The following is a 22,346-nucleotide window of genomic DNA, read 5'->3' as shown; positions in this document are numbered from 1 at the left end:
GTCAAGAGGGAAAGCTGAGAGATCGCGCGGCGCCGTTGCGCACTCGCGATATATCGTGTTATCTTCTCTTCAACGCGATATATCGCGACTGAGAACTCATGCAGGAGGAGAAAATGACCTTCGAGAAGTGGATCATCCACCCCGGAGAAACCCGCGTCATCGACATCGAGGCGGCGACGTCGCTCAAGGTGGGCCTCGTCGGCGGCCAGATCGACGTGGTCGCTCACGACGAGCCCGGCATGCGCATCGAGGTGCACGGCGTGACCGTGAAGGACCTCCGCATCGAGGTGACCGGCGACGCCGTCGAGATCGACCACCCGCAGCTGCGCTGGGACAACTTCCTCGAGGTGTTCCGCAACTTCGGCGCCGGCGGCCCCAAGGCCGAGATCAGCGTCGCGGTCCCGCGTGACATCGCCCTGACGCTCGGTGTCGTGTCGGCGAGCGCGCTCGTGTCGGGCATCCGCAACGACGCCCGACTCAACACCGTCTCCGGCGACCTCATCGTCGACGGGATCGCCGGCAGTCTGACGCTGAACGCGGTCTCGGGCGACGTCCAGGTGCGCGAGCTGCAGGGCTCCCTGTCGGCGAACAGCGTCTCGGGCGATGTCGCAGCGACGGGCGCGCTCACCAAGGCGACGATCGACACCGTGTCGGGGGCCATGGTCGTCGACTCCACCGGCCCGATCCGCGCGATCAACCTCAACACCGTGAGCGGCAGCGCGACGATCCGGCTCGACGAGGGTCTGCCGGCCAACTACGTCGTGCGCAGTGTCAGCGGCACGGTGCAGATCGACAGCGTCGTGCGCTCCGGCAATGGAGCGGGCCCCACCACCAACTTCACCGGCTCGATCGGCGAGCTCAGCGGCAGCTTCGTCGACGTGCGCGCGAACTCCGTGTCGGGTGACGTGACCGTCCTGCGGCGTGCGGTGACAGTGGATGCCGCGGCAGCCCCCGAGGCCGTCGCCGGCGTCGACGACGAGGAGTGGTGATGAGCCCCGTCTTCTCGCACGGCGACCTCCGCCTGTACCTGCTGAATCTGCTCGATGAGGGCCCGCGACACGGGTACGACATCATGCAGGCGCTCTCGGATCGCACCGGTGGCACGTACACGCCGAGTGCGGGCACGGTGTATCCGCGTCTGTCGAAGCTCGAGGAGGAGGGGCTTGTGACCAAGGCGGTCGACGGCCGCAAGACCGTCTACGAGATCACCGGGGCCGGTCGGGCCGAAGTCGCCGCCCGCCAGGGCGATCTCGAGGGGATCGAGGCCGGGCTCACCGACAGCGTGCGGCTCATCGCCGACGAGGTGCGCGGAAGCGTGCGCGAGGCCATGAAGAGCCTGCGCGCCGATCTCGCCGCGGCGAGCCGCAGCGAGCGGGTCGAAGCACGTGCGACCACCGAGTCCGACGACGCGCGTGCCCGCAGCCGCGAGCAGCTGCACCGCGCCGACGCGCTCGTGAGCGAGTTCCGCGCCCGCATCCGCAGCGACCTCCGCAGCTATGTCGCGCGCGGCGGCGAGCTCGCGGCGTCCATCGTCGACGATCTCGAGCGCACGCTCGACGAGACCGCGCGCAACCTCACCCGCACCCTCCAGCGCTGAGGCCTGGACGGGGGGTCCCGGACCGCGAGGGCCCTGGCGGTCGTCGCGGTCCGTACGGCCGGCCGGGAGTCGGCTAAGCGACGGGCCAGACGTCCTCGTCGTCGGGCACGGGCTCGCCGAGCGGCACGACGAGGATCGGCCGGTGCTGGCGATGCGCGAGCCGCGCGGCCACCGAACCCGTGAAGAACTCGCGGATCGACTCGCCGATGCCGCGCCGACGCGTGCCGACGACGATCAGCCGGGCCTCGACCTGCTCGGCCAGATGCTTCAGCGCGAGCGCGGGGTCGCCTACGAGCTGGCGCACGCTCCACGCGACCGAGCGGCCGTCGAGGACGGCGGTGGCAGCGGACGTGACATCGGCGAGCGCTCCCTCCCCCGACGTGACGTCGAGGTCGATGGGAGCCGAATGCACGTAGCCGTCGGGGTCTTCGTAGGTCACGAACCGCGTGACGTCGACGTGCACGACGAGCAGATGCGCGTGGAAGAGCTCGGCGTACTTCGCCGCCTCTGCGAGCACACGAGAGGACTGCCCGGGAATGGTCCCGACGATGACGGCGCCGCGTGCGGCATCCGCCTCTTCCGTGGGATCTACGGCTGCCTGGTCACTCATTGCGTCTCGCCTCTCCGCGCCGCGCGCCGACTGCCGGAGCGGCCGGGGTCCGAAGGCTCCGTGTTATCCTGAATGCTACTCTTACCGGCCTCGAAGCCGGACGACATCGAGCGGGCGCCCGCAGCAGCCCGCCACTCAGAAATGAGGGGGTCTCGCATATGGGGCGTGGCCGTCAGAAGGCGAAGAACACGAAGATCGCCCGTGAACTCAAGTCTTACAGCCCGAGCGTGAACTATCACGCTCTGGAGCGTGAGCTGGGTCACCCGACCGACGACGAATACGTCGACAAGTGGGCCGACCAGTACGCCGACGAGCTCGAGGACGAGAAGGCCTGACGCCTTCCCTCGCGCTTCACGAGCACCCCGCCGCATCCCCGGCGTGCGTCTTCAGGATGCCTCGAGCACACGGACGGGCGTGATCACCACGATCCGTGGCGGCGCTCCCACTCGTCTTCGATGGTGCGTCGTCGCGCGACGACGAACCCCGCCGGGATCGCCGCTGCCACGACGAACGCCAGCGCGATGAGCGGACCGGTCCATGAGCCCGTCCGGTCGTGCAGGATGCCGATGCCGACGGGGAAGAGCGCCACGATCGCGTAGCCCACGCTCTGCACGAACCCGCTGAGCGCGACCGCACCCTCGTGCGTGCGCGTGCGCAGGCCCAGCAGCACGAGCGTCAGCGGGAAGAGCAGCGGCGCGGTTCCGAGCAGTGCGACCCACAGCCACGGCGCGACCTGGGGCGCGAAGAGGAGCCCCGCGATCCCCGCGAACCCGGCGACCACGGCGACGCCGATCACGGCGAGCGTCGCGTTGTACCGCACCACCAGCACCGGGACGAGGGCCGACGCCGGGAGCCCCATCGCCGCGAAGAGCGACAGCAGCGCGCCGGCCGCAGCCGGAGTGATCCCCGCGATGTCGATCAGGATCTTCGGCAGCCATGCGAAAGAGGTGTATGCGATCGCGCCCGACATGGCGAATCCGACGACGAGCGCCCACACGAGCGGCAGGCGCCAGAGCCGCCCGAGCACATGAGGGTTGGCCGTCTCGATGTCGACGTCCGCTCCCTCGCTCTCCCTCGCGCGCGCGAGCAGCGTGACCCAGGGGATCATCGCGACGACGGCGAAGACCGCCCACAGACCCAGCGAGACGCGCCAGGATGAGGCATCCGCCACCGGCACCGCGACGAGCGGCGGCAGAAGGGTCGATACCGCCATCGTCGTGGAGTAGATCGTCGTCATGAGGCCGATGCGATCGGGGAAGTACTTCTTCACGAGCGGCGGCAGCAGGATGTTGCCCACGCCGACGGCGGCGAAGATGAGAGCGGTCGCCCCGAGGAGCGTGAACGCGTCCACCGCGAAACCGCGCGCGATCAGTCCGAGCGCGGCGACGCCCATCGCCGCGAGGGCGAGACGCTCGAGTCCGAACCGCCTCTCCAGCGCCGGCGTCAGGATGCCGAAGACGGCGTAGCAGACCGGCGGAGCCGTGCCGATGAGCCCGACGACGGCCGCCGGCACGGCGAAGTCGGCCGAGATCTCGACGAGCACGGGAGAGAGGGATGCCACGGCCGACCGCAGTGAGAACGCGAACAGCACGATCCCGACGACCGCGAGGGATCGACCCTGCCACAGCGGACGCGCAGGGGTGGAGCTCACCTCACCACAGTAGTGGCGTCAGGATTGCTGGGAGCCCTCGACCCAGGCGAGGTACTCGTCGCTCACGGTGCCGGTGACGTAGCGCCCGTCGAAGCAGCTCATGTCGAGATCGTCGACATCGGAGCCCTCGAGGATCGCGGCCTTGAGATCGGCGACCTCCTGGTAGACCATGTAGTCCGCGCCGAGCTCCTGGGCGATCTCGGGGATCGTGCGCCCGTGCGCGACGAGCTCGTGCCGCGACGGCATGTTGATGCCGTAGACGTGCGGGTAGCGGACGGGCGGCGCGGCGGAGGCGAACGTCACGCTCTTGGCCCCGGCATCCCGCGCCATCTGGATGATCTGCTTGGAGGTCGTCCCCCGCACGATCGAGTCGTCGATGAGCAGCACGTTCTTGCCCTTGAACTCGCTCGACATCGCGTTGAGCTTCTGGCGCACGCTCTTCTTGCGCACGGCCTGGCCGGGCATGATGAACGTGCGGCCGACGTAGCGGTTCTTGTAGAAGCCCTCGCGGTACTCGATGCCGAGCTTGCGCGCGACCTGCATGGCAGCCGGCCGGGAGGAGTCGGGGATCGGCATCACGACGTCGATCGTGCCCTTGGGCGTGTACTTCGCGATCGTGTCGGCGAGCCGGTCGCCCATGCGCAGGCGGGCCTCGTAGACCGAGATGCCGTTCATGACCGAGTCGGGGCGCGCGAGGTAGACGTACTCGAACGAGCACGGGATGAGCTTGGGATCGGTCGCGCACTGCTTCGTGTGCAGGTGGCCGTCGAGATCGATGAAGACGGCCTCACCCGGCATGACGTCGCGGACGACCTCGAACTCGCCGTTCTCGAGGACGAGGGACTCGGATGCCACGACCCACTCGTACGAGCCGTCGGCGGCCTTGCGCGTGCCGAGGATGAGCGGGCGGATGCCGAACGGGTCGCGGAAGGCGAGCAGCCCGTAGCCCGCGATGAGCGCGATCGCCGCATAAGATCCCTCGACGCGCTCGTGCACGCGCTCGACGGCCTGGAAGATCTCGTCCGCGGCCAGCTCGACGCCGGAGATGGATGCCTGGAGCTCGTTCGCGAGCACGTTCACGAGCAGCTCGGTGTCGCTCGACGTGTTGAGGTGCCGGCGGTCCTTGTGGAAGAGCTCCTGCGTCAGCTCGCGCGTGTTCGTGAGATTGCCGTTGTGCACGAGCACGATGCCGTACGGAGCGTTCACGTAGAAGGGCTGCGCCTCTTCTTCGTTGGATGCCGTGCCCTGCGTGGCGTATCGGACGTGACCGAGGCCGATCTCGCCCATGAGGGCCCGCATGTCCCGCGTGCGGAACGCCTCGCGCACCTGGCCCTTCGCCTTCGAGATGTGGAACACGCCGCTGGCCTCGGCGGTCGCGATACCGGTGGAGTCCTGACCGCGGTGCTGCAGGAGTGCGAGCGAGTCGTAGATCTCCTGGTTGACGTTTCCGCGCCCGACCATCCCGATGATTCCGCACATGGGGTGTTACTCGGCTCCGTCGCTGCTGTAGGTGCCGACGAGGCGGACCGCCCCGCCGTCGACGCCCTTGGCGCCCTGTTCGTAGTCGCCCTCGGGGCGCGCACCGCGGCGCACGACCCCGACGGGCCACGTCGCGATGCCGTCCTGCGCGAGGGCGGATGCCGCGGCGTCGGCCTTCTCGGCAGCCACGACCGCGAGGAACCCGATCCCGAGGTTCCAGGTGCCTTCGGCGCTCTCGAGGGCGAGCCCGCCGAGGTCGGCCAGGACGCGGAAGACCGGCGGCGGCGACCAGGTCGAGCGGTCCACGTCGACCCATGTGCCCTGCGGGAGCACGCGCGCGAGGTTGGCGGCGATCCCGCCGCCCGTGACGTGGCTGAGGGAGTGCACGGCTCCGCCGAACTGCGAGATCAGACGCAGCAGCGGCGAGGTGTAGAGGCGCGTCGGCTCGAGGAGCGCCTCGCCCCACGTCGTGCCGTGGCTGCCGAGGTCGGGGGCGCGATCGCCGTACTGGATGCCGGCGCCGGCGACGATGTGGCGCACGAGCGAGTAGCCGTTGGAGTGCAGGCCGCTGGAGGCCAGCGCCAGCACGACGTCGCCGTCCTGCACGCGCTCGGCGCCGAGCACGGCACCGGCTTCGACGACACCGGTCGCGGCGCCCGCGACGTCGTAGTCGTTGACGCCGAGGAGACCGGGGTGCTCCGCGGTCTCGCCGCCGACGAGCGCCGTGCCGGTCTCGGCGCAGCCCTGTGCGATACCGCGCACGATGTCGGCGATGCGTTCGGGGAAGACCTTGCCGCATGCGATGTAGTCGGTCATGAAGAGGGGCTTCGCGCCCACCACGACGATGTCGTCGACGACCATGCCGACCAGGTCGAGGCCGATCGAGTCGTGCTTGTCGATCGCCTGCGCGATCGCGACCTTCGTGCCGACGCCGTCGGTGCTGGTCGCGAGGAGCGGCTTGGCATAGCTCTTGAAGACGGATGCATCGAAGAGTCCGGCGAAGCCGCCGACTCCTCCGAGCACCTCGGGACCGTGCGTACGACGCACGGCCGACTTCATGAGTTCGACGGCGAGATCACCGGCAGCCGTGTCGACGCCGGCTTCGGTGTAGGGATTGGTGGGGGAGGCCACGCCCCCAGCCTACCGGCGGGATCCCTGGACGGATGCCGCGTGCCCGCCGCTCGGCTGCGGCATCCGTCTGCCCACGGCGTCGAGCGGCGGGAGCGCGATCTCTCGGCCACGCTCACGCCTGTGAATGTGCAGATCGCCGCGGAGATACGGGAGCACGGGCCTCCCGACGCAGGTCGCACGCCCGCTCTACACTTCAGGTATGGGCGGCACCGGAAATCCGGAGTGGCTGGTCCGCGAGGACGCGGGTCAGCCCGTTCTGCTCGCCCTGTACCTGCGTCAGGTGCTGGGGCTGCGCGTCGCCGAGGAGCTGCCGCATCTGCGCGGCATCCCCCCGCGCGCCAACGACCGCACGCCCGCCGCGCAGGAGGCCCTCGAGGTCCAGTGGCGGACGTACTGGGACATGACCGTCGAGCCGCTCACCCACCCCTCGCCCGTGCCGCTCGACCTCGTCGACGGCTTCGCGACGCTGCTCGCACTGCCGATCGAGGGCGCCGACGAACTGCGTGCCGCCGCGACCCCGCACGGCGCTGAGGCCGTCGCGTTCGCGCAGTCGACGCACGCGCGCTATCGCCGCGACGCCGGATCGAACACGGGAACCGCATATCGGGCCTATGCGAGCGCCATCGCCGAGCACGAGCGCCAGGTCGGCCGGCGCGCGCACTCGTTCGAGCTCAACGTGCAGATCCTGCCCCTGACCCAGCGAGGCGTGTGGTGGATCGGCGCCCTCACGATCGCCGTGACCGACGGGCTGCGAGGGGATGTCGTCGCGTTCGACGCGGCCATCCACCCGATCATCGCCGAGCTGGCGTAGGGGCTACGGCTCGTCGGTGTGCACCGACTCGTGATCGGCGCGCACTTCGCGGGTGTGCTTCGACGAGCGGCGGTCGAGGATCAGCGCGACGACCGCTCCGAGCGCGACGCCGGCGGTGATGCAGATGAGAGCGAGGAACCCGAAGACCTGACCCTGCGTGTAGACGAGGCCCGTATTGGGACTCACATCGGAGGCCCCGCCGAAGGAGAAGGTCAGGATCAGGGCGACGAGGATGCCGACGCCCGCACCGAGCGCGAGGAAGACCGAGATCTTCGGCGCCCGCCGCACGCGGACGGACTCGATGCGGTCCTCTGCGCGAGTGGCGGGTTCTTCGGGGGCGGGTGCCTGGTCGGCCATGTGACCATTCTCCCACCGTGGCGCCGTCATGGCCGCAGCGGAAGAAGATCCGAGACGTCGGAGCGCACACCCGAGGCGATGATGCGGCCCGCGGCCGCGGCATCCATCCACTGCTCCTCGCCCGTCGCGACGGCGATCCACGTCTCGGGAGCCATCTCGACGACGTTCGGAGGCGTGCCGCGCGTGTGCCGCGGCCCCTCGATCACCTGCACGGCGCCGAAGGGCGGCACGCGCACCTCGACGCTGCCGCCGGGCGCCTTCTCGACGAGCAGCTGCAGCAGGTAGCGCACGGCTGTCGCGAGCTCGCTCCGGGCCGGAGCGCCGGCACGCACCGCGGCGAGCGCGGCGCGCCCCTCGCCGGTCAGGATCTTCTTGGGCACGGCTCCACGCTACGCCGTGCACAACGTCGGCAGATCGTGCGGGGAACGATCCGGTCGCTCTGCACAGAGCCAGCTGACTTCGGATCGCCGACGTTGTGCACGCCGAGCCGCGGGGACCGGCACGGATAGGCTGGCCGGGTGAGAATCCTGGTCCTCGGCTCGGGCGCGCGCGAGCACGCCATCATCCTCGCGCTGCGGTCGGAGGATGCCCCGCACGAGATCCTCGCCGCGCCCGGCAACGCCGGTATCGCGCGCGACGCGACGATCGTCGACCTCGATGCGAACGACCCCGTCGCCGTCGCGGACTTCGCCGGCACCGAGTCGGTCGACCTCGTGGTCATCGGCCCCGAGGCCCCGCTCGTCGCGGGCGTCGCGGATGCGCTGCGCACCCGCGGCATCCCGGTCTTCGGACCCGGCAGGGCAGCCGCGCAGCTCGAAGGATCGAAGGCGTTCGCGAAGCGGATCATGGATGCCGCGGGGGTGCCGACCGGCGGAGCCGTGCGCGCGCAGACCCGCGAAGAGGTCGAGGCCGCGCTCGACCGGTTCGGCGCTCCGCACGTCGTCAAGGCCGACGGCCTCGCCGCGGGCAAGGGCGTCATCGTGACGTCCGACCGCGATGCGGCGCTCGCGCACGCCGAGACCTATCTCGCTGTCGGCTCCGTCCTCGTCGAGGAGTTCCTCGACGGCCCGGAGGTGTCGCTCTTCTTCCTGAGCGACGGCGACCACGTGCTCCCGCTCAGCCCGGCCCAGGACTTCAAGCGCCTGCGCGACGGCGACGAGGGACCGAACACGGGCGGCATGGGCGCCTACTCGCCGCTCCCCTGGCTCGACAGCCGCTTCGGCAGCGAAGCCGCCTTCGTCGACCTCGTGACGACCGAGGTCGCCGAGCCCGTCATCCGTCAGCTGGATGCCGAGGGCACGCCGTTCATCGGTCTCCTCTACGCCGGCCTCATCCTCACGGAGCAGGGCGTCAAGGTCATCGAGTTCAACGCGCGCTTCGGCGACCCCGAGACGCAGGTCGTACTCCCGCGTCTCATCGATCCGCTGTCCGAGCTGCTGCTCGCGGCGTCCTCCGGGCACCTCGAAGACCTGCCTCGCCCCGCCTTCGCCGAGGACGTCGCCGTGACCGTCGTGCTCGCGAGCGACGGCTACCCGGAGTCCCCCGTGACGGGACGCGCATTGATGGGGGTGGATGCCGCATCCGCCGTCGAGGGCGTGCACCTCGCTCACGCGGCCACCGCCGAGCACGATGCCGGACTGGTCGCGACGGGCGGCCGCGTGCTCAACGTCGTCGCCGTGGCCACGACGTTCCGCGCTGCGCGCGAGCGGGCCTATCGCGCACTCGGCGAGCTCGGTCTCGAGGGCGCGCGCTTCCGCACCGACATCGCGGCGAAGGTCGACGAAGGCCTCTAGCCCGGCACCACGACGACCCAGGCCTGCGAGACGTGGTCGGTGTCCTTCAGCATGAGCTGCACCGGCCCGGCGTAGGGCGCCGAGAACGAGCCGCTCGAGTTCGTCGCGCCGCACTCGATGGTCCCTGAGACGAGGACTCCGCCGCTGTCGCCGACGGCGGCGCGCACGACCTCGTAGTCCACGCTGTCGCCGATGCACTCGCCCGTGACGGAGAACGGCACATCCATCTGGACAAGATCCGTCGCGATGTAGCTGGTCTCCGGGGTGCCGCCCTCACCGCCGTCGATGAGGAAGACCGCGCGAGCGATCTCCCCGGGCAGCGTCTCGGGGACGTCGAGCGTGGCGGACGGCGCCGGCGATGCGACCTCCTGCGACGCGGCGGGTGTGGACGATGTCGCCGTCGGCGCGGTCTCTCCATCGCCCGCCGCACAGCCCGTCAAGGCCACGCCGGCGGCGGCGAGCAGAGCGATCGAGACGAGGCGGGCGCGGGAGATCGGCATCCCTCGCCCCTCACGTCTGGCGACGGATGAACCTCATGAGCCAGGCGATGACGGCGATCACGAGGATCACGATGCCGAGCCAGAGCAGGAACTTCACGGCCTCGACGAAGACACCGAGCAGCAGGCACACGATGCCGACGACGATCAGGATGATGAGGAGAGCGGGCATGCGTCCATCCCACTCCGTGCACCGCACGCTGTCGACGCCTTGACACGCGCTCGCACCGTCGTTAGGCGGCGCCTCCCGCTCCCACCGGCGTCACGCCTTGGATGTCTCGCGTGCTGCCGTCCAGTCGTTCGCCTGCGGCTTGGGTCGACGCAGGAAGAGCACCGCGATGATGCCGATCAGCATGACCGCCGCCGGCAGCAGGATCGCCTGAGCCATGGCGTTCGAGAAGCCGTCGACCACGACCTCGGGCAGCGCGCCGCCCGAGCCGAAGTCGCCGCCCGCGTCGGCTGCGCCGGGCAGGTTCGCCTCGAGGCGCGCCTGCATGAACGCCGCGATCGCGGCGGAGCCGATGACCGAGCCGACGGTGCGGGTCGTGTTGTAGATGCCCGCGCCGGCGCCGGCCTGGTGCACCGGGAGGTTGCGGGTCGCGGTCGTCGCGAGGGGACCCCACATGCCGGCGCTGCCGATGCCCATGAGGGCCGAGGGCAGCAGGAACATCCAGATCGGGGTGTCGACGTTCATGAGCGCGGCGTACCAGAGGAGGGATGCCGTGAAGAGCACGAGTCCGGGCACGAGCAGGAACCGCGGATCGGTGCGGTCGAGCAGGCGTCCCGCGAACGGCGCGAGCACGCCGGTCAGCAGCGCCATCGGGATGAGCAGCAGTGCCGACTCGGTCGGGGTGAGCCCCCGCGCGAGCTGGATGAAGAACATGAGCGGCAGCGACATGCTCGTCACCGCGAAGCCGACCGTCGCGATCGCGAGGTTCGAGACGGCGAAGTTGCGGTCCTGGAACAGCGGCAGCGGCACGAGCGGCTCGCTCTTGGTGCGCGCCTGCGTCCAGATGAAGACGCCCATGACGACGATGCCGGCCACGATCATGCCCCACACCCAGGGAGCCCAGTCGAAGTGCTGGCCCTCCTGCAGGCCGAACACGATGAGGAACAGCCCGGCGGCGCTCAGCACGACGCCGAGGATGTCGAAGCGATGCGGGTGCGTCTCGAGGTTCGGCACGAGGATCAGCGCGAGGACGAACGCGATGACACCGACAGGCACGTTGATGAAGAAGATCCACTCCCACCCGAGCCCGTCCACGAGGAGTCCGCCGGCGAGCGGACCGACGAGCGTCGCGACACCGGCGGTCGCACCCCACAGGCCCATGGCCGCACCGCGGCGGTTCGGCGGGAAGGTGCGGGTGATGACGGCCATCGTCTGCGGCGTCATGAGCGCGGCGCCGAGACCCTGCACCGCGCGGGCGATGATGAGCATCTCGAGCGTGCCCGAGAGGCCGCACCACAGCGATGCGGCCGTGAAGATCACGAGCCCGATGAGGTAGATGCGCTTCGGGCCGAAGCGGTCGCCGAGGCGTCCCGTGATGAGCAGCGGCACCGCGTACGCGAGCAGGTAGGCGGAGGTCACCCACACGACGTTGTCGAGGTTGCTCGTGTTCGGATCGAGCGCCGCCTTGATCGCGGGGTTCGCGACCGAGACGATCGTCGTGTCGACGAGGATCATGAAGAACCCGATGACGAGCGCCCACAGGGCGGGCCACGGGCTGCGGGTCGGGGCGACGGTGGCGGATGCCTCGGCCCGGGTGTGCTGTTCGGTCATTGCCGTGCGGCCTTTCGCTGTTCGAGGTAGCGCTCGGTCGGCTCGTGGGTCCCCCACGGGAACTCCTCGCCGGCGATGCGCGCGATGATGCGATCGAGCCAGTCGAGATCGGTGCGCAGGAGCGCCCCCTCCCGCTCGAGCTCGATCAGGTACTGGTGGGGGACGCCCTTGGCGATCGCGCCGCGGAGTCCGTTCTCGTGGAGGTCCCGCTGCGCGGCGAGGGCGACGCGGCGCTCCGTCAGCAGGTCGACCGCCTCGGCCCGGTCGAGGTTGTGGGCTTCGGCGAGTGCGATGCGGAACTCGGCCGGCCGATCGACCCGCACGAGCTCGCGGCGCACCCACTCGCCGACGGCGCGGGTTCCGGCATCCGTCACCGAGTAGGTCGTCCGCTCGGGTCGATTGCCGTCCCGATCCACGCCGACCTCGGTGACCAGGCCCGCCTTCTCGAGCCGCGAGACCGTGTGATAGAGCGTGCCGTTGGTGATCGTGACGAGCCGGTCGTCCTTGCGGATGCGCATGAGCCGGATGATCTCGTACGGGTGCATGTCGCCTTCGGCGAGCAGCGCGAGCACCATGAGCCCCAGCGGGGTCAGGCGATCCACGGCATCCTTCACGATCACTCCATCTCGATTAGTCCAGATGGACTATACACCCGCAGTCGTCGCTTCGTCGTCTGGGATGATGGGCGGGTGACGGATGCCTCGACCTCGCTGCCCGGCTGGAACCACGTCTACTCCGGCAAGGTGCGCGATCTCTACGAGCCGCTCGACCCGGCTCTGACCGGCCGGATGCTCGTCGTCGCGAGCGACCGCGTCTCGGCGTTCGATCACGTGCTCTCGCCCGGCATCCCCGACAAGGGCGTGCTGCTCACGACCCTGAGCCTGTGGTGGTTCGATCTCCTGGCCTCGACCGAGGGAGGGCGCAGCATCCCGAACCATCTCGCCCCCGATCACACGATCGACGGCGGCGAGCTCATCCCCGCCGAGGTCGTCGGCCGCGCGATGCTCGTGAAGAGCCTCGACATGCAGCCGGTCGAGTGCGTCGTGCGCGGCTATCTCACCGGCTCGGGCTGGGCGGAGTACACCGCGAGCGGCACGGTGTGCGGCATCCGGCTTCCCGACGGCCTTTCGAACGGCGATCGCCTTCCGGCGCCCATCTTCACCCCCGCGTACAAGGCGCCCCTGGGCGAGCACGACGAGAACATCTCGTTCGACCAGACCGTCGAGCTCGTCGGCGCCGAGAAGGCAGAGCTGCTGCGCGACCTCTCGCTCGAGATCTACGATCGCGCGGCGCGCACGGCCGAGGCGAAGGGGCTGATCCTCGCGGACACGAAGTTCGAGTTCGGGGTCGACGACGACGGCGTCATGACACTCGCCGACGAAGTGCTCACGAGCGATTCGTCGCGGTACTGGGATGCCGCGGCCTGGCGATCCGGCACGAGCCCTGCCGAGCGCATGGCGAGCTTCGACAAGCAGATCGTGCGCGACTGGCTCGCCGCGAACTGGGACAAGCGGGGCACGCCACCCGAGCTTCCGTCCGGGATCGTCGAGCGCACCGCCGACCGCTACCGCGAGCTGCTCGAGCGGCTGACGGGGGCGTAGCGTGCCCTCGCGTCGCCGGTCGTCGGATGACTCCGCGAAGAGCGACGAGGAATGACGAGACGGGAGAGGACGTTCTCATTCGCATGAATGAAAAGCTCGCCGCCGACACCGCGATGGGTGCCGTGACGCTCCTGGTCGGCGATCTCGACGGGATGACGCGCTACTACCGCGACGTCGTGACCCTCGAGGTGCTGTCCGCCGCGGGCGACACCGTCACTCTGGGTCGCGCGGGGCGGCCGATCGTGGTCCTGCGCCACGAGCCCGCTCTGCGGCACGCGACGCCCGGCTCAGCCGGCCTGTTCCACACCGCGATCCTCTTCGAATCGCAGACGGCCCTCGCGGCCGCGCTCTACAGCGTGGCCAGGCACGCGCCGGGCACCTTCACGGGGAGCGCCGACCACCTCGTGAGCCAGGCGTTCTACTTCACCGATCCCGAGGGCAACGGCATCGAGCTGTACTGGGACCGCGCGCGCTCCGACTGGTCGTGGACGCACGGGCAGATCGAGATGGCCACCCTGTACCTCGACCCGAACGCCTTCCTCGGCGAGCACCTGACCGAGGACGCGGCGGCCGGCTCCACGGCGGGGGATGCGGCATCCGTCGGCCACGTCCACCTCTCGGTCGGCGACGTCGCCCGAGCCCGCGACTTCTACGTGGGCGCGCTCGGGTTCGATGAGACGGCGGCGCTCGGCAGCCAGGCCGTCTTCGTCAGCGCCGGCGGCTACCACCACCACATGGCGATGAACGTCTGGAACTCCCGGGGAGCCGGACCCCGGATGCCGGCGCTCGGCCTCGGCCGCGTCGACCTCGCGCTTCCCGACGCCGATGCGCTCGGTGCGCTCGGCGAGCGCCTGCGCGATCACGGGATCGCCGTGCGCGACGACGGCCGCACGGTCGCGTTCGACGACCCGTGGGCGAATCTGCTCAACGCGACGGTCGCGGAGTCCGCCTAGCGCGGAGACGGAGACGCCGTCCGGCGAGGGCACGGGTCGTCGGCGAGTGCACGACGTCGGCGCAGTGACGGGGCCGTGCGCTCGACGGCAAGCCCAGCGCTCGCGGACCGCCTAGACGGATTCGCGGACGACGAGCTCGGTCTCGAGGATCGTGACGTGACGTGGATGCTGGCCCGCGAGCAGATCGAGGAGGATGCTCGCCATGCGCTCCCCCTGGGCGAACGACGGCTGTCGCATCGTCGTCAGCTGCGGCGAGACCGAGGTCGCGACCGGTGAATCGTCGAACCCGATGATGGCGACGTCCTCGGGGACGCGCAGCCCCGCGGCGGCGAGAACGGTGAGCGCGCCGCGCGCCATGAGGTCGCTCGCGACGAAGATCGCGTCGGGCACGGGTCCGCGCTCGAGGATGCGCCGCATCGCGGCCGCGCCGCCGTCGGCCGTGAAGTTGCCGTCCTCGATGGCGCCGTCGGCGAGCCCCCACGCGGCGAGGGCTTCGCGGTAGCCCGCGAGGCGGTCGACGCCGGCGGGCATGGTCAGCGGGCCCGAGATCGTCGCGATGTCGCGGTGACCGCGCTCGATGAGATAGACCGTCGCGTCGTGCGCGCCGCGGGTGTTGTCGACGTCGACGTAATAGTCGCGCTCGCGCTCGCGCACCGGGCGGCCGCCGTAGACGACGGGGACCGTCTGCGCGATCCGGTCGATGAAGAGGTCGCTCGTGTGGTGAGACACGACGATCGCGCCGTCGACGGCCCCGGACCGCACGTAGGCGGTCGTCTTGTCGCCCGGGTCGTCGTTCGCGATGAAGAGGTTCAGCACGTAGTCGGAGCGACCGAGCCGCGCGTTGATGCCCGACACGATCGCCGCGAAGAACGGATCGCCGAAGAACCGCGTCGTGTCCTCGGGCACGATCAGCGCGATCGCGTGCGTCTGCCTGCTCGCGAGCGAACGCGCCGCGCGGTTGGGCACGTAGTTCAGCTCGTCGATCGCGCGCTTCACCGACTCGAGCGCCTCCGGGCTCACCGCCGTCGAGCCGTTGACGACGCGCGACACCGTCGATCGGGAGACGCCCGCTGCGGCGGCGACCTCTTCGATCGTGACGGTGGCACGCGCCGCGTCTATGGTCATCCTCGTAAACCTCTCCGTGCCGGGATCTCAGCGACCGACGGCCGCGGCATCCGTCCCCAGGGCACGCTGCTCGATGATCCTCGCGTACTCGAGGCCACTGTCCTTGACGGTGCGCTCCTGCGTGTCGTAATCCACCCGAACGATACCGAAGCGCTTCTCGTAGCCCCAGGCCCATTCGAAGTTGTCGAGCATCGACCAGTAGAAGTATCCGCGCACGTCGACGCCCTGGTCGACGGCATCCAGGATCGCGCCCAGGTGACCACGCAGGAACTCGACGCGTTCCGCATCGGGCACGCGGGTCTCGCCGTCGACCTCTACGACCTCGTCGTCGTACGCGGCGCCGTTCTCGGTCACGTAGAGCACCGTTCCGGCGCGAGCCGCGTACTCGTCGGACACGCGGCGGAGCAGCCGGGTGAGACCCTCGGGCTGCACCTCCCAGTGCATCGACGTGCGATCGAGTCCACGCTCGTTGGAGTAGCCGCTCCCCGCCGGGAACGGCGACTCGCCACGGCGGTCCGTCGGCGCGTCGCCGCCGGTCGGCAGCGCGTCCGGCGCCGCGGCGCTCACGAGGTCGCCGTGGTAGTAGTTCACGCCGAGTGCGTCGATGTGCGCCGAGATCGCCGCGAGGTCGCCGGACAGGACCGCCGCCTCGAACGCCTCGGTCGCGGCGGGATCGACCGCGCGGAAGTCCTCCACGATGTCGGCCGGGTACGCCCCGCGGAACACGGGGTCGAGGAACCACCGGTTGTGCTGCCCGTCGAGTCGACGCGCCGCATCGACGTCGGCCGGATTCCGCGGATCGGCGGGGTCTGCGACGGTGAAGTTGAGCGTGATGCCGAGGTCGAGCGAGGCGTCGCGCTTGCGAAGCTCGGTCACGGTCTGCCCATGGCCGAGGAGCAGGTGGTGGGATGCCAGCATCCCCTCCTCCATCGAGTAGTGCCCCGGAGCGTGGATGCCCGCCGTGTAGCTGAGGAACGACGAGCACCAGGGCTCGTTCAGGGTCGTCCACACCTTGACGCGATCGCCGAGGGCGTCGTGCATCGTGAGCGCGTACTCGGTGAACTTCTCGGCGGTCGATCGCACCGCCCAGCCGCCCTGATCCTGCAGCGCCTGCGGGAGGTCCCAGTGATAGAGCGTGAGCCACGGCAGGATGTCGGCATCCAGCAGCTCGTCGACGAGCCGCTCGTAGAAGTCGAGTCCCTTCGCGTTCACCGCGCCGCCGTCGGGACGCACGCGCGACCACGACGTCGAGAAGCGGTACGTCTGCAGCCCCATGCGCTTCATGAGCGCGACGTCGTCGCGATACAGGTGGTAGTGATCGCACGCGACATCGCCGTTGTCGGCGTTGATGACGGCACCCGGGACGCGCGCGAAGGCGTCCCAGATGGATGCCGTGCGTCCCTCCTCGAAGGCGGCTCCCTCGATCTGGAACGCGGCCGTGGCCGCGCCGAAGAGGAAGTCCTGGGGGAACGGGCGCTCCGCGCTCGCTGTGCGCAGGGCGGTGTTCTGGATCTCGATCGTCATCCCTTCACCGCTCCCGCCATGATGCCGCTCACGAGCTGCCGGCCCGCGAAGGCGAACAGGATCAGCAGCGGGATCGTCGCCAGGAGCACGCCCGCGAGCACGATCGAGTAGTCCACGAAGTAGTTCGACTGCAGGAGCGACAGCGCGACCGGAAGGGTGGGGCTCTGTCGGTCGAGCACGATGAACGGCCAGAAGAACTGGTTCCAGGCGCCCACGAAGGTGAACAGGAACAGCATCGCGGCGGCGGGCCGCGCAGCGACGACGCCGACCGTCCAGAAGGTGCGGAACATCGAGGCCCCGTCGACCCTGGCCGCTTCGATGAGCTCATCGGGGACCGACTGGCTCAAGTACTGCGTCATCCAGAACACACCGAACGCGCTGGTGAGAGCGGGGATGATGACCGCGCCGATGTTGCCGGTCCAGCCGAGGTCGGCGAAGAGGATGTACAACGGAACGACACCCAGCTGCATCGGGATCGCCATCGTCGCGACGACGAAGGCGAGCAGCCACTTGCCGCCACGGAACCGCAGCTTCGCGAACGCCCAGCCGGCCAGGGTCGAGAAGACGACGACGGATGCCGCGATGACCGTCGAGCTGAAGATCGAGTTCCACAGCGCCACCCAGAAGTTCACCGCCGGGTCGTTCACGACCGACAGCGCATTGGCGACGAAGTTGCCGCCCGGGAGCCACGACATGTCGGGATCGTTGATGGTCGAGGCATCCCCCGACCCGATCAGGAACGACCAGTAGTACGGGAAGATCGCCGAGACGACGACGACCCCGAGGCCGATGTAGACCCACGTTCCGGCGCGGACGCCGCGGATCTTCGTCGTGCGCTCGCCGCGACGGCGCTTCTTCTCGTTGGGGATGTTCTCCTCGACGATGGCGAGCGGTGGCGTGCTGATGGCGCTCATCGCTTGACTCCCTTCCGACGACCGCGGGATGTCTCGCCCCGGCGCCCCTCATCGCGCACCAGGCGACGGGTGATGAGCAGATTGATCAGACCGATCACGAGGATGATCGCGAACAGGATCCAGGCGAGCGCCGCGGCGCGGCCGAAGTTGAACTCGCCCCAGCCGATGTTGTACAGGTACAGGGTGATCGTCAGCCACTGCTGCGCCGCACCGCCCTGGCCGGTGTTGTCGAACATGCGCGGCTCGTCGAAGATCTGCAGACCGCCGATCGTCGAGGTGATGATCACGAAGATGAGCGTCGGCTTGAGCGACGGAAGCGTGATGCTCCAGAACTGGCGGAAGGCGTTGGCACCGTCGACGGTGGCCGCCTCGTAGTACTCGCGGGGCACGGCCTGCATCGCGGCGAGCAGGATCAGGGCGTTGTAGCCGGTCCAGCGGAAGTTCACCATCGTCGCGATCGCGATATGACTCCAGAACGGATCCTTGTGCCACGGGATGGGCTGGAGTCCGAAGTTGGTGAGGATGTTGTTCACGAGGCCGTGGTTGTCGCCGAACATGTTGCTGAAGATGAGCGCGACGGCGACCGGCATCATGACGAACGGCAGCAGGACGCTCATGCGCCAGAAGGTCTTGGCGCGGATGTTGCGGTCGAGCATCGCGGCGATGAAGATCGCGAGGATCAGCTGCGGCACCGATGACAGCAGGAAGATGCTGAAGGTGTTGCGCAGAGCCGTCCAGAACTTGGGGTCGTTGAGGATCCAGATGTACTGGTCCAGGCCCACGAACGTGCCGGAGTTGCGGACGAGGTCCCACTCCTGGAACGAGATCACCGCGGTGAACGCGATGGGGAAGAGCCCGACGATCGCGAAGAGGATGAAGAACGGCGAGATGTAGAAGTAGGGCGAGAACCGGAGGTCGAAGCGGCTCAGCTTGTTCTTGAAAGACAGGCCGGGTCGGGGCGGCGTCTGACGGGGCGGTGACGAGGGTGTGCTCGTCTGCGCGCGGGTATCGGTCGCGGTCACGAGAAACTCCGAATCTGATGGTTGGGGCAGAAACGAGGGTGCGGGCTGCGCCGCGTGGCGCGGCCCGCACCCTCGTCAGATCATCAGAAGGCCGAGACCTCTGTGACCCACGTGTTCCACGAGGTGGTCTGGTCCTCCGTGCCGTCGAAGACACGGTTCACCGCGTTCTGGAGCGCGTCGTGGTACTTGAAGTAGTTCGCGTCCTTGTACGGCGTGACCGTGATGGCCTCGGACCGCTCGGCGAAGATCTGACCGGTCGGCGCGTTGTTGAAGAACTCGTTGGTCGAGTCCGTCACGGCCGGGTCGCTCTGCGCCTCGATCGCGCTGGGGAACTGTCCCGCGTTCACGAAGGTCTTCGCCTGCTGCTCGGGAGCGGTCAGCCAGTCGGCGAGCGCGAGCGCTGCGTCGACGTTCTTTCCGTTCGCCGGGACCGTCAGGTACGAGCCGCCCCAGTTGGCCCCGCCGTTCGGGAAGACGTTGGCGACCTCCCAGCCCTTCACGTCGGGAGCGTTGCCCGAGATGATGCCGAGCATCCAGCCGGGGCAGAGCATCGTGGCGAACTCGCCGTTGGCCATCGAGGCGTTCCAGTCGTCGCTCCACTGGCCCGAGTAGGCCGAGTTCGGGATGGCGCGCTCGACCACGAGGTTGTACGCGTCCTCGATCTCGGGGTTCTCCGTCGCGATGACGGTGCCGTCGGGCTCGGTGTACGTGTACTCCATCTGGTTGACGATGCCCTGGAGCACGGAGTTCGCCGCGTCGATCATGGGCTTGCCCGTGGCGGCCTTGTACTCGTCGGCCACGTCGAAGAAGTTGTTCCAGTCGCCGTCGAAGAGCGTGGCGACCTCGTCGGGCGTCGACGGCAGGCCGGCGGCCTCGAACAGGTCGGCGCGGTAGCAGATCGCCTGCGGACCGATGTCGGTGCCGAAGCCGACGAGACGACCGTCGGCGTCCGTCGCGCCGGCTTCCTTCCAGTCGAGCCAGCGGCCCTTGGCGCTGTCGGGCACCTCGGCGAGGAGGTCGGAGTACTGCATGGCCTCGGCGAACCAGTCGATCTCGACGGCCTCGATGTCGGCGAGGCCCTCCTTGCCGAGCTTCTGGAAGTAGTTCGCGCGGGCGTCGCCCGACTCGGCTGCCTTGTTGTGGACGATCTTCACGTTCGGGTTGGCGTCCATGTACTCCTGGAGGAGCTCATCGGTGTAGCCGAAGTTGTTGAACGTGGCGAGCGTGAGCGTGATCTCTTCGTCTCCGCCCGACCCCTCGTCGGTGCCGCCGCCGGCGCAGCCGGCGAGGACGAGGGCGGTGGCCGAGAAGGCGGCGAGAGCCACTGCGCTTCTGCGGAAGGCGCGTGTGTTCACTGTCACTCCTTTGTGTTGTCAGGTCTGTGTTGCAGGATCGGCCGTGGGAGCGTTCCCATCGGACTGGAGGCTACGTTATGGGATCGCTCCCACGAATGCAAGGGAGCGCTCCCATGGGACGGTCACGGTTGGGTCACGGATGCCGTGGATGGTGCCCACCGGCATCCGTCGACGCGGGCGATAGACTGGGATCGAACCTCCGCCCACCCACTCCGGGAGCTCTCTCATGCCCACCATCGTCGTCGACGTCATGCCCAAGGCCGAGCTGCTGGACCCGCAGGGCAAGGCCGTGTCGGGGGCTCTCGACAGGCTCGGCGTCGACGGCTTCTCGAGCGTCCGCATCGGCAAGCGCTTCGAGCTCACCGTCGACGGCGACGTGGATGACGCGGTCCTCGCCGAGGCGCGCCGCATCGCCGACGAGATCCTGTCGAACTCGGTGATCGAGGACGTCGTGGGCATCGAGGTCGTCGAGTGACCGCCCGCATCGGCGTCATCACCTTCCCCGGCTCGCTCGACGATCGCGACGCGCAGCGCGCCATCCGGGTGGCCGGCGCCGAACCCGTCGCCCTCTGGCACGGCTCGCACGACCTCGAAGGCGTCGACGCGCTCGTGCTTCCCGGCGGCTTCAGCTACGGCGACTACCTGCGCGCCGGCGCTATCGCCGCGCTTGCGCCGATCATGGCCGAAGTGAAGTCGGCGGCGGCCGCGGGCATGCCCGTGCTCGGCATCTGCAACGGCTTCCAGATGCTCGTCGAAGCGCACCTGCTGCCGGGTGGACTCATCCGCAACGCGCACCAGCAGTTCATCCGCCGCGACCAGCGCCTGCGCGTCGAGAACGCCGACACGGCGTGGACGTCGGATTTCGCGCAGGGGCAGGAGATCGTCATCCCGCTCAAGAACGCCGATGGCGGCTACATCGCGTCGGAGTCCGAGCTCGACCGCCTCGAGGGCGAGGGTCTCGTCGCCTTCCGCTACCTCGGCGTGAACCCCAACGGGTCGCTCCGCGACATCGCCGGCATCGCCAACGAGCGCGGCAACGTCGTGGGCCTCATGCCCCACCCCGAGCACGCCGTCGAAGAGGGCTTCGGCCCCGACACCGCCGCCGCGATGCGCTCGGGCGTCGACGGCCTGCCGTTCTTCACGGCGGCGATCGCCGCCGTCGTCGCCGCCGCCGCCTGATCCCGCGACCGACGAGCGACGCCGCCGGTAGCGTGGAGCGGGTGAGCACACTCGTCGTCAGCGTCCCCACCCCGCAGCTCGCCGATGATCTCGGCGCCCTCCCCGCCGGCGTCGAGCTGATCGTGTGGCCGATGGATGCCGCGGCCCCGCGCGATCGGTTCGACCTCGTCGTCCCGCCCTATATGTCGATGGCGAAGGTGCTGGAGCGGCTCGAGGGCGTCGAGGTCGGGCTCGTCCAAGGGCAGTCGATCGGCTACGAGGGCGTCGCCGACATCCTGCCCGCCGGCCTGCGCTTCGCGAACGCGTCCTCGGTGCACGAGGCATCCACCGCCGAGCTGGCCGTCGCCCTCACGCTGGCGGCGCAGCGCCGCATCCCGAGCTTCGTCCGCGCGCAGGAGCGCGAGGAATGGGCTCCCGAGTTCGCCGACAGCCTCGCCGACCGGCGCGTGCTGCTGCTCGGCTACGGCGGCGTCGGCAAGGCGATCGCCGCGCGACTGGCGGGATTCGAGGTGGAGGTCACCGCGGTCGCCTCGCGAGCCCGCGTCGAGGACGGGATGCCGGTGCACGGCGTCGACGAGCTTCCCGTGCTCCTTCCGACCGCCGAGATCGTCATCGTCTCGCTGCCCGGCGGCGACTCGACCCGTCACCTCGTGGACGACGCGTTCCTCACGGCGCTTCCGGACGGCGCGCTCATCGTGAACGTCGGCCGCGGGCCGATCGTCGATACGGACGCCCTGGTGCACCACGTCGGCCGCGGACGGATCCGCGCAGCGCTCGACGTCACAGATCCCGAGCCCCTGCCCGCGGATCACCCGCTGTGGTCGCTCGCGGGCGTGGTCGTCGCACCGCACGTCGGGGGTGCGTCCTCCGCGATGCGCCCGCGCATCGCGCGGCTCGTGAGGACGCAGATCGAGCGCCTGCTCGCCGGGGACGAGCCGCTCAACGTCGTGATCGGCTGACCCCGGGA

At 69.5% G+C, this 22,346-nt stretch carries 25 protein-coding genes; 10 read left to right on the top strand and 15 right to left on the bottom strand.

Annotation, left to right across the window (positions count from 1 at the left end; translation table 11 throughout):
• Positions 1–113 precede the first annotated feature (113 nt).
• Complete coding sequence (locus ACTIFV_RS03160) at positions 114–989, top strand: DUF4097 family beta strand repeat-containing protein (protein ID WP_439591297.1); 876 nt, start codon at positions 114–116, stop codon at positions 987–989.
• A complete protein-coding gene (locus ACTIFV_RS03155; RefSeq protein WP_439591296.1) occupies positions 989–1,597 on the top strand; it encodes a PadR family transcriptional regulator in 609 nt (202 codons plus the stop codon). Before ACTIFV_RS03160 ends, ACTIFV_RS03155 begins: the two co-directional genes overlap by 1 nt.
• 73 nt (positions 1,598–1,670) lie before the next feature.
• Here ACTIFV_RS03155 and ACTIFV_RS03150 read toward each other — a convergent pair whose 3' ends face one another.
• The gene (locus tag ACTIFV_RS03150) at positions 1,671–2,207 is read right to left on the bottom strand and encodes a universal stress protein (RefSeq protein ID WP_439591295.1); all 537 of its coding nucleotides are present in this window, start codon (positions 2,205–2,207) and stop codon (positions 1,671–1,673) included.
• 158 nt (positions 2,208–2,365) lie between these two features.
• Here ACTIFV_RS03150 and ACTIFV_RS03145 point away from each other — a divergent pair, with 158 nt between their 5' ends.
• Entirely contained in the window at positions 2,366–2,542 is a 177-nt protein-coding gene (locus ACTIFV_RS03145; RefSeq protein ID WP_439591294.1) for a DUF3073 domain-containing protein, read from the top strand.
• A gap of 83 nt (positions 2,543–2,625) precedes the next feature.
• Here the strand turns inward: ACTIFV_RS03145 and ACTIFV_RS03140 are convergent, their stop codons facing one another.
• Genes ACTIFV_RS03140 through purM form a run of 3 tightly spaced genes read right to left on the bottom strand, consistent with a single transcriptional unit; the run spans position 2,626 to position 6,396 of the window.
• On the bottom strand, positions 2,626–3,858 hold the full coding sequence (locus tag ACTIFV_RS03140) for an MFS transporter (RefSeq protein WP_439591293.1): 1,233 nt from the start codon (positions 3,856–3,858) through the stop codon (positions 2,626–2,628).
• A gap of 18 nt (positions 3,859–3,876) precedes the next feature.
• The gene (purF, locus tag ACTIFV_RS03135; RefSeq protein ID WP_439591292.1) at positions 3,877–5,337 is read right to left on the bottom strand and encodes an amidophosphoribosyltransferase; all 1,461 of its coding nucleotides are present in this window, start codon (positions 5,335–5,337) and stop codon (positions 3,877–3,879) included.
• Between the two features lie 6 nt (positions 5,338–5,343).
• A complete protein-coding gene (purM, locus tag ACTIFV_RS03130) occupies positions 5,344–6,396 on the bottom strand; it encodes a phosphoribosylformylglycinamidine cyclo-ligase (RefSeq protein ID WP_439591394.1) in 1,053 nt (350 codons plus the stop codon).
• A gap of 271 nt (positions 6,397–6,667) precedes the next feature.
• Here purM and ACTIFV_RS03125 point away from each other — a divergent pair, with 271 nt between their 5' ends.
• Positions 6,668–7,279: a zinc-binding alcohol dehydrogenase gene (locus ACTIFV_RS03125; RefSeq protein WP_439591291.1), complete on the top strand. Its 612-nt coding sequence runs from the start codon at positions 6,668–6,670 to the stop codon at positions 7,277–7,279.
• A gap of 3 nt (positions 7,280–7,282) precedes the next feature.
• On the opposite strand, the gene ACTIFV_RS03120 is transcribed toward ACTIFV_RS03125, so the two are convergent.
• Together ACTIFV_RS03120 and ACTIFV_RS03115 are read right to left on the bottom strand one after the other, a co-directional pair.
• Positions 7,283–7,636, bottom strand: coding sequence for a potassium transporter Trk (locus ACTIFV_RS03120; RefSeq protein WP_439591290.1), 354 nt, complete (start codon positions 7,634–7,636; stop codon positions 7,283–7,285).
• A gap of 26 nt (positions 7,637–7,662) precedes the next feature.
• On the bottom strand, positions 7,663–8,016 hold the full coding sequence (locus tag ACTIFV_RS03115) for a sterol carrier family protein (RefSeq protein WP_439591289.1): 354 nt from the start codon (positions 8,014–8,016) through the stop codon (positions 7,663–7,665).
• Between the two features lie 138 nt (positions 8,017–8,154).
• Here ACTIFV_RS03115 and purD point away from each other — a divergent pair, with 138 nt between their 5' ends.
• Positions 8,155–9,429, top strand: a complete 1,275-nt coding sequence (gene purD, locus ACTIFV_RS03110; protein WP_439591288.1) for a phosphoribosylamine--glycine ligase — start codon at positions 8,155–8,157, stop codon at positions 9,427–9,429.
• Here purD and ACTIFV_RS03105 read toward each other — a convergent pair.
• The 4 genes from ACTIFV_RS03105 to ACTIFV_RS03090 form a co-directional block, all read right to left on the bottom strand.
• On the bottom strand, positions 9,426–9,929 hold the full coding sequence (locus ACTIFV_RS03105) for a hypothetical protein (protein ID WP_439591287.1): 504 nt from the start codon (positions 9,927–9,929) through the stop codon (positions 9,426–9,428). The two genes, purD and ACTIFV_RS03105, sit on opposite strands and share 4 nt — an antisense overlap.
• Positions 9,930–9,939: 10 nt before the next feature.
• A complete protein-coding gene (locus tag ACTIFV_RS03100; protein WP_439591286.1) occupies positions 9,940–10,098 on the bottom strand; it encodes a hypothetical protein in 159 nt (52 codons plus the stop codon).
• A 90-nt stretch (positions 10,099–10,188) separates the two neighbouring features.
• The gene (locus tag ACTIFV_RS03095) at positions 10,189–11,706 is read right to left on the bottom strand and encodes a DHA2 family efflux MFS transporter permease subunit (protein ID WP_439591285.1); all 1,518 of its coding nucleotides are present in this window, start codon (positions 11,704–11,706) and stop codon (positions 10,189–10,191) included.
• Positions 11,703–12,320, bottom strand: a complete 618-nt coding sequence (locus ACTIFV_RS03090; protein ID WP_439591284.1) for a PadR family transcriptional regulator — start codon at positions 12,318–12,320, stop codon at positions 11,703–11,705. Before ACTIFV_RS03090 ends, ACTIFV_RS03095 begins: the two co-directional genes overlap by 4 nt.
• 75 nt (positions 12,321–12,395) lie before the next feature.
• On the opposite strand from ACTIFV_RS03090, the gene ACTIFV_RS03085 reads away from it, so the two are divergent.
• Together ACTIFV_RS03085 and ACTIFV_RS03080 are read left to right on the top strand one after the other, a co-directional pair.
• Positions 12,396–13,307, top strand: coding sequence for a phosphoribosylaminoimidazolesuccinocarboxamide synthase (locus ACTIFV_RS03085; protein WP_439591283.1), 912 nt, complete (start codon positions 12,396–12,398; stop codon positions 13,305–13,307).
• An 83-nt stretch (positions 13,308–13,390) separates the two neighbouring features.
• On the top strand, positions 13,391–14,260 hold the full coding sequence (locus tag ACTIFV_RS03080) for a VOC family protein (protein WP_439591282.1): 870 nt from the start codon (positions 13,391–13,393) through the stop codon (positions 14,258–14,260).
• 111 nt (positions 14,261–14,371) lie between these two features.
• On the opposite strand, the gene ACTIFV_RS03075 is transcribed toward ACTIFV_RS03080, so the two are convergent.
• The 5 genes from ACTIFV_RS03075 to ACTIFV_RS03055 all read right to left on the bottom strand — a co-directional run bounded on the left by ACTIFV_RS03075 (position 14,372) and on the right by ACTIFV_RS03055 (position 20,200).
• Complete coding sequence (locus tag ACTIFV_RS03075; protein WP_439591281.1) at positions 14,372–15,385, bottom strand: LacI family DNA-binding transcriptional regulator; 1,014 nt, start codon at positions 15,383–15,385, stop codon at positions 14,372–14,374.
• Between the two features lie 27 nt (positions 15,386–15,412).
• A complete protein-coding gene (locus ACTIFV_RS03070) occupies positions 15,413–16,909 on the bottom strand; it encodes a GH1 family beta-glucosidase (protein ID WP_439591280.1) in 1,497 nt (498 codons plus the stop codon).
• The gene (locus ACTIFV_RS03065) at positions 16,906–17,823 is read right to left on the bottom strand and encodes a carbohydrate ABC transporter permease (RefSeq protein ID WP_439591279.1); all 918 of its coding nucleotides are present in this window, start codon (positions 17,821–17,823) and stop codon (positions 16,906–16,908) included. The genes ACTIFV_RS03070 and ACTIFV_RS03065 overlap by 4 nt, the downstream gene beginning before the upstream one ends.
• Complete coding sequence (locus ACTIFV_RS03060) at positions 17,820–18,845, bottom strand: carbohydrate ABC transporter permease (RefSeq protein ID WP_439591278.1); 1,026 nt, start codon at positions 18,843–18,845, stop codon at positions 17,820–17,822. Before ACTIFV_RS03060 ends, ACTIFV_RS03065 begins: the two co-directional genes overlap by 4 nt.
• A gap of 83 nt (positions 18,846–18,928) precedes the next feature.
• The gene (locus ACTIFV_RS03055) at positions 18,929–20,200 is read right to left on the bottom strand and encodes an ABC transporter substrate-binding protein (RefSeq protein ID WP_439591277.1); all 1,272 of its coding nucleotides are present in this window, start codon (positions 20,198–20,200) and stop codon (positions 18,929–18,931) included.
• Between the two features lie 226 nt (positions 20,201–20,426).
• Here ACTIFV_RS03055 and purS point away from each other — a divergent pair, with 226 nt between their 5' ends.
• From purS to ACTIFV_RS03040, 3 genes are read left to right on the top strand one after another with little or no spacing between them, the layout of a single operon-like run.
• Positions 20,427–20,675, top strand: a complete 249-nt coding sequence (gene purS / locus ACTIFV_RS03050; RefSeq protein ID WP_439591276.1) for a phosphoribosylformylglycinamidine synthase subunit PurS — start codon at positions 20,427–20,429, stop codon at positions 20,673–20,675.
• Positions 20,672–21,379, top strand: a complete 708-nt coding sequence (purQ, locus tag ACTIFV_RS03045; RefSeq protein WP_439591275.1) for a phosphoribosylformylglycinamidine synthase subunit PurQ — start codon at positions 20,672–20,674, stop codon at positions 21,377–21,379. Before purS ends, purQ begins: the two co-directional genes overlap by 4 nt.
• A gap of 41 nt (positions 21,380–21,420) precedes the next feature.
• A complete protein-coding gene (locus ACTIFV_RS03040) occupies positions 21,421–22,338 on the top strand; it encodes a 2-hydroxyacid dehydrogenase (protein WP_439591274.1) in 918 nt (305 codons plus the stop codon).
• The last annotated feature ends 8 nt before the right edge of the window (positions 22,339–22,346 follow it).

It is taken from the genome of Microbacterium sp. (genome assembly GCF_051860965.1).
GTDB lineage: Bacteria > Actinomycetota > Actinomycetes > Actinomycetales > Microbacteriaceae > Microbacterium.
Note: the sequence above shows the minus strand (reverse complement) of the source record. Positions and strands in the feature narration are given on the sequence as shown.

What these genes read in the sequence shown, in the direction of transcription:
- ACTIFV_RS03160 (WP_439591297.1), top strand. Translation starts at nt 114, where the DNA reads ATGACCTTCGAGAAGTGGATCATCCACCCCGGAGAAACCCGCGTCATC.
- ACTIFV_RS03155 (WP_439591296.1), top strand. Translation starts at nt 989, where the DNA reads ATGAGCCCCGTCTTCTCGCACGGCGACCTCCGCCTGTACCTGCTGAAT.
- ACTIFV_RS03150 (WP_439591295.1), bottom strand. Translation starts at nt 2,207, where the DNA reads ATGAGTGACCAGGCAGCCGTAGATCCCACGGAAGAGGCGGATGCCGCA.
- ACTIFV_RS03145 (WP_439591294.1), top strand. Translation starts at nt 2,366, where the DNA reads ATGGGGCGTGGCCGTCAGAAGGCGAAGAACACGAAGATCGCCCGTGAA.
- purF (WP_439591292.1), bottom strand. Translation starts at nt 5,337, where the DNA reads ATGTGCGGAATCATCGGGATGGTCGGGCGCGGAAACGTCAACCAGGAG.
- purM (WP_439591394.1), bottom strand. Translation starts at nt 6,396, where the DNA reads ATGAAGTCGGCCGTGCGTCGTACGCACGGTCCCGAGGTGCTCGGAGGA.
- ACTIFV_RS03125 (WP_439591291.1), top strand. Translation starts at nt 6,668, where the DNA reads ATGGGCGGCACCGGAAATCCGGAGTGGCTGGTCCGCGAGGACGCGGGT.
- ACTIFV_RS03120 (WP_439591290.1), bottom strand. Translation starts at nt 7,636, where the DNA reads ATGGCCGACCAGGCACCCGCCCCCGAAGAACCCGCCACTCGCGCAGAG.
- ACTIFV_RS03105 (WP_439591287.1), bottom strand. Translation starts at nt 9,929, where the DNA reads ATGCCGATCTCCCGCGCCCGCCTCGTCTCGATCGCTCTGCTCGCCGCC.
- ACTIFV_RS03100 (WP_439591286.1), bottom strand. Translation starts at nt 10,098, where the DNA reads ATGCCCGCTCTCCTCATCATCCTGATCGTCGTCGGCATCGTGTGCCTG.
- ACTIFV_RS03095 (WP_439591285.1), bottom strand. Translation starts at nt 11,706, where the DNA reads ATGACCGAACAGCACACCCGGGCCGAGGCATCCGCCACCGTCGCCCCG.
- ACTIFV_RS03080 (WP_439591282.1), top strand. Translation starts at nt 13,391, where the DNA reads ATGAATGAAAAGCTCGCCGCCGACACCGCGATGGGTGCCGTGACGCTC.
- ACTIFV_RS03075 (WP_439591281.1), bottom strand. Translation starts at nt 15,385, where the DNA reads ATGACCATAGACGCGGCGCGTGCCACCGTCACGATCGAAGAGGTCGCC.
- ACTIFV_RS03070 (WP_439591280.1), bottom strand. Translation starts at nt 16,909, where the DNA reads ATGACGATCGAGATCCAGAACACCGCCCTGCGCACAGCGAGCGCGGAG.
- ACTIFV_RS03065 (WP_439591279.1), bottom strand. Translation starts at nt 17,823, where the DNA reads ATGAGCGCCATCAGCACGCCACCGCTCGCCATCGTCGAGGAGAACATC.
- purS (WP_439591276.1), top strand. Translation starts at nt 20,427, where the DNA reads ATGCCCACCATCGTCGTCGACGTCATGCCCAAGGCCGAGCTGCTGGAC.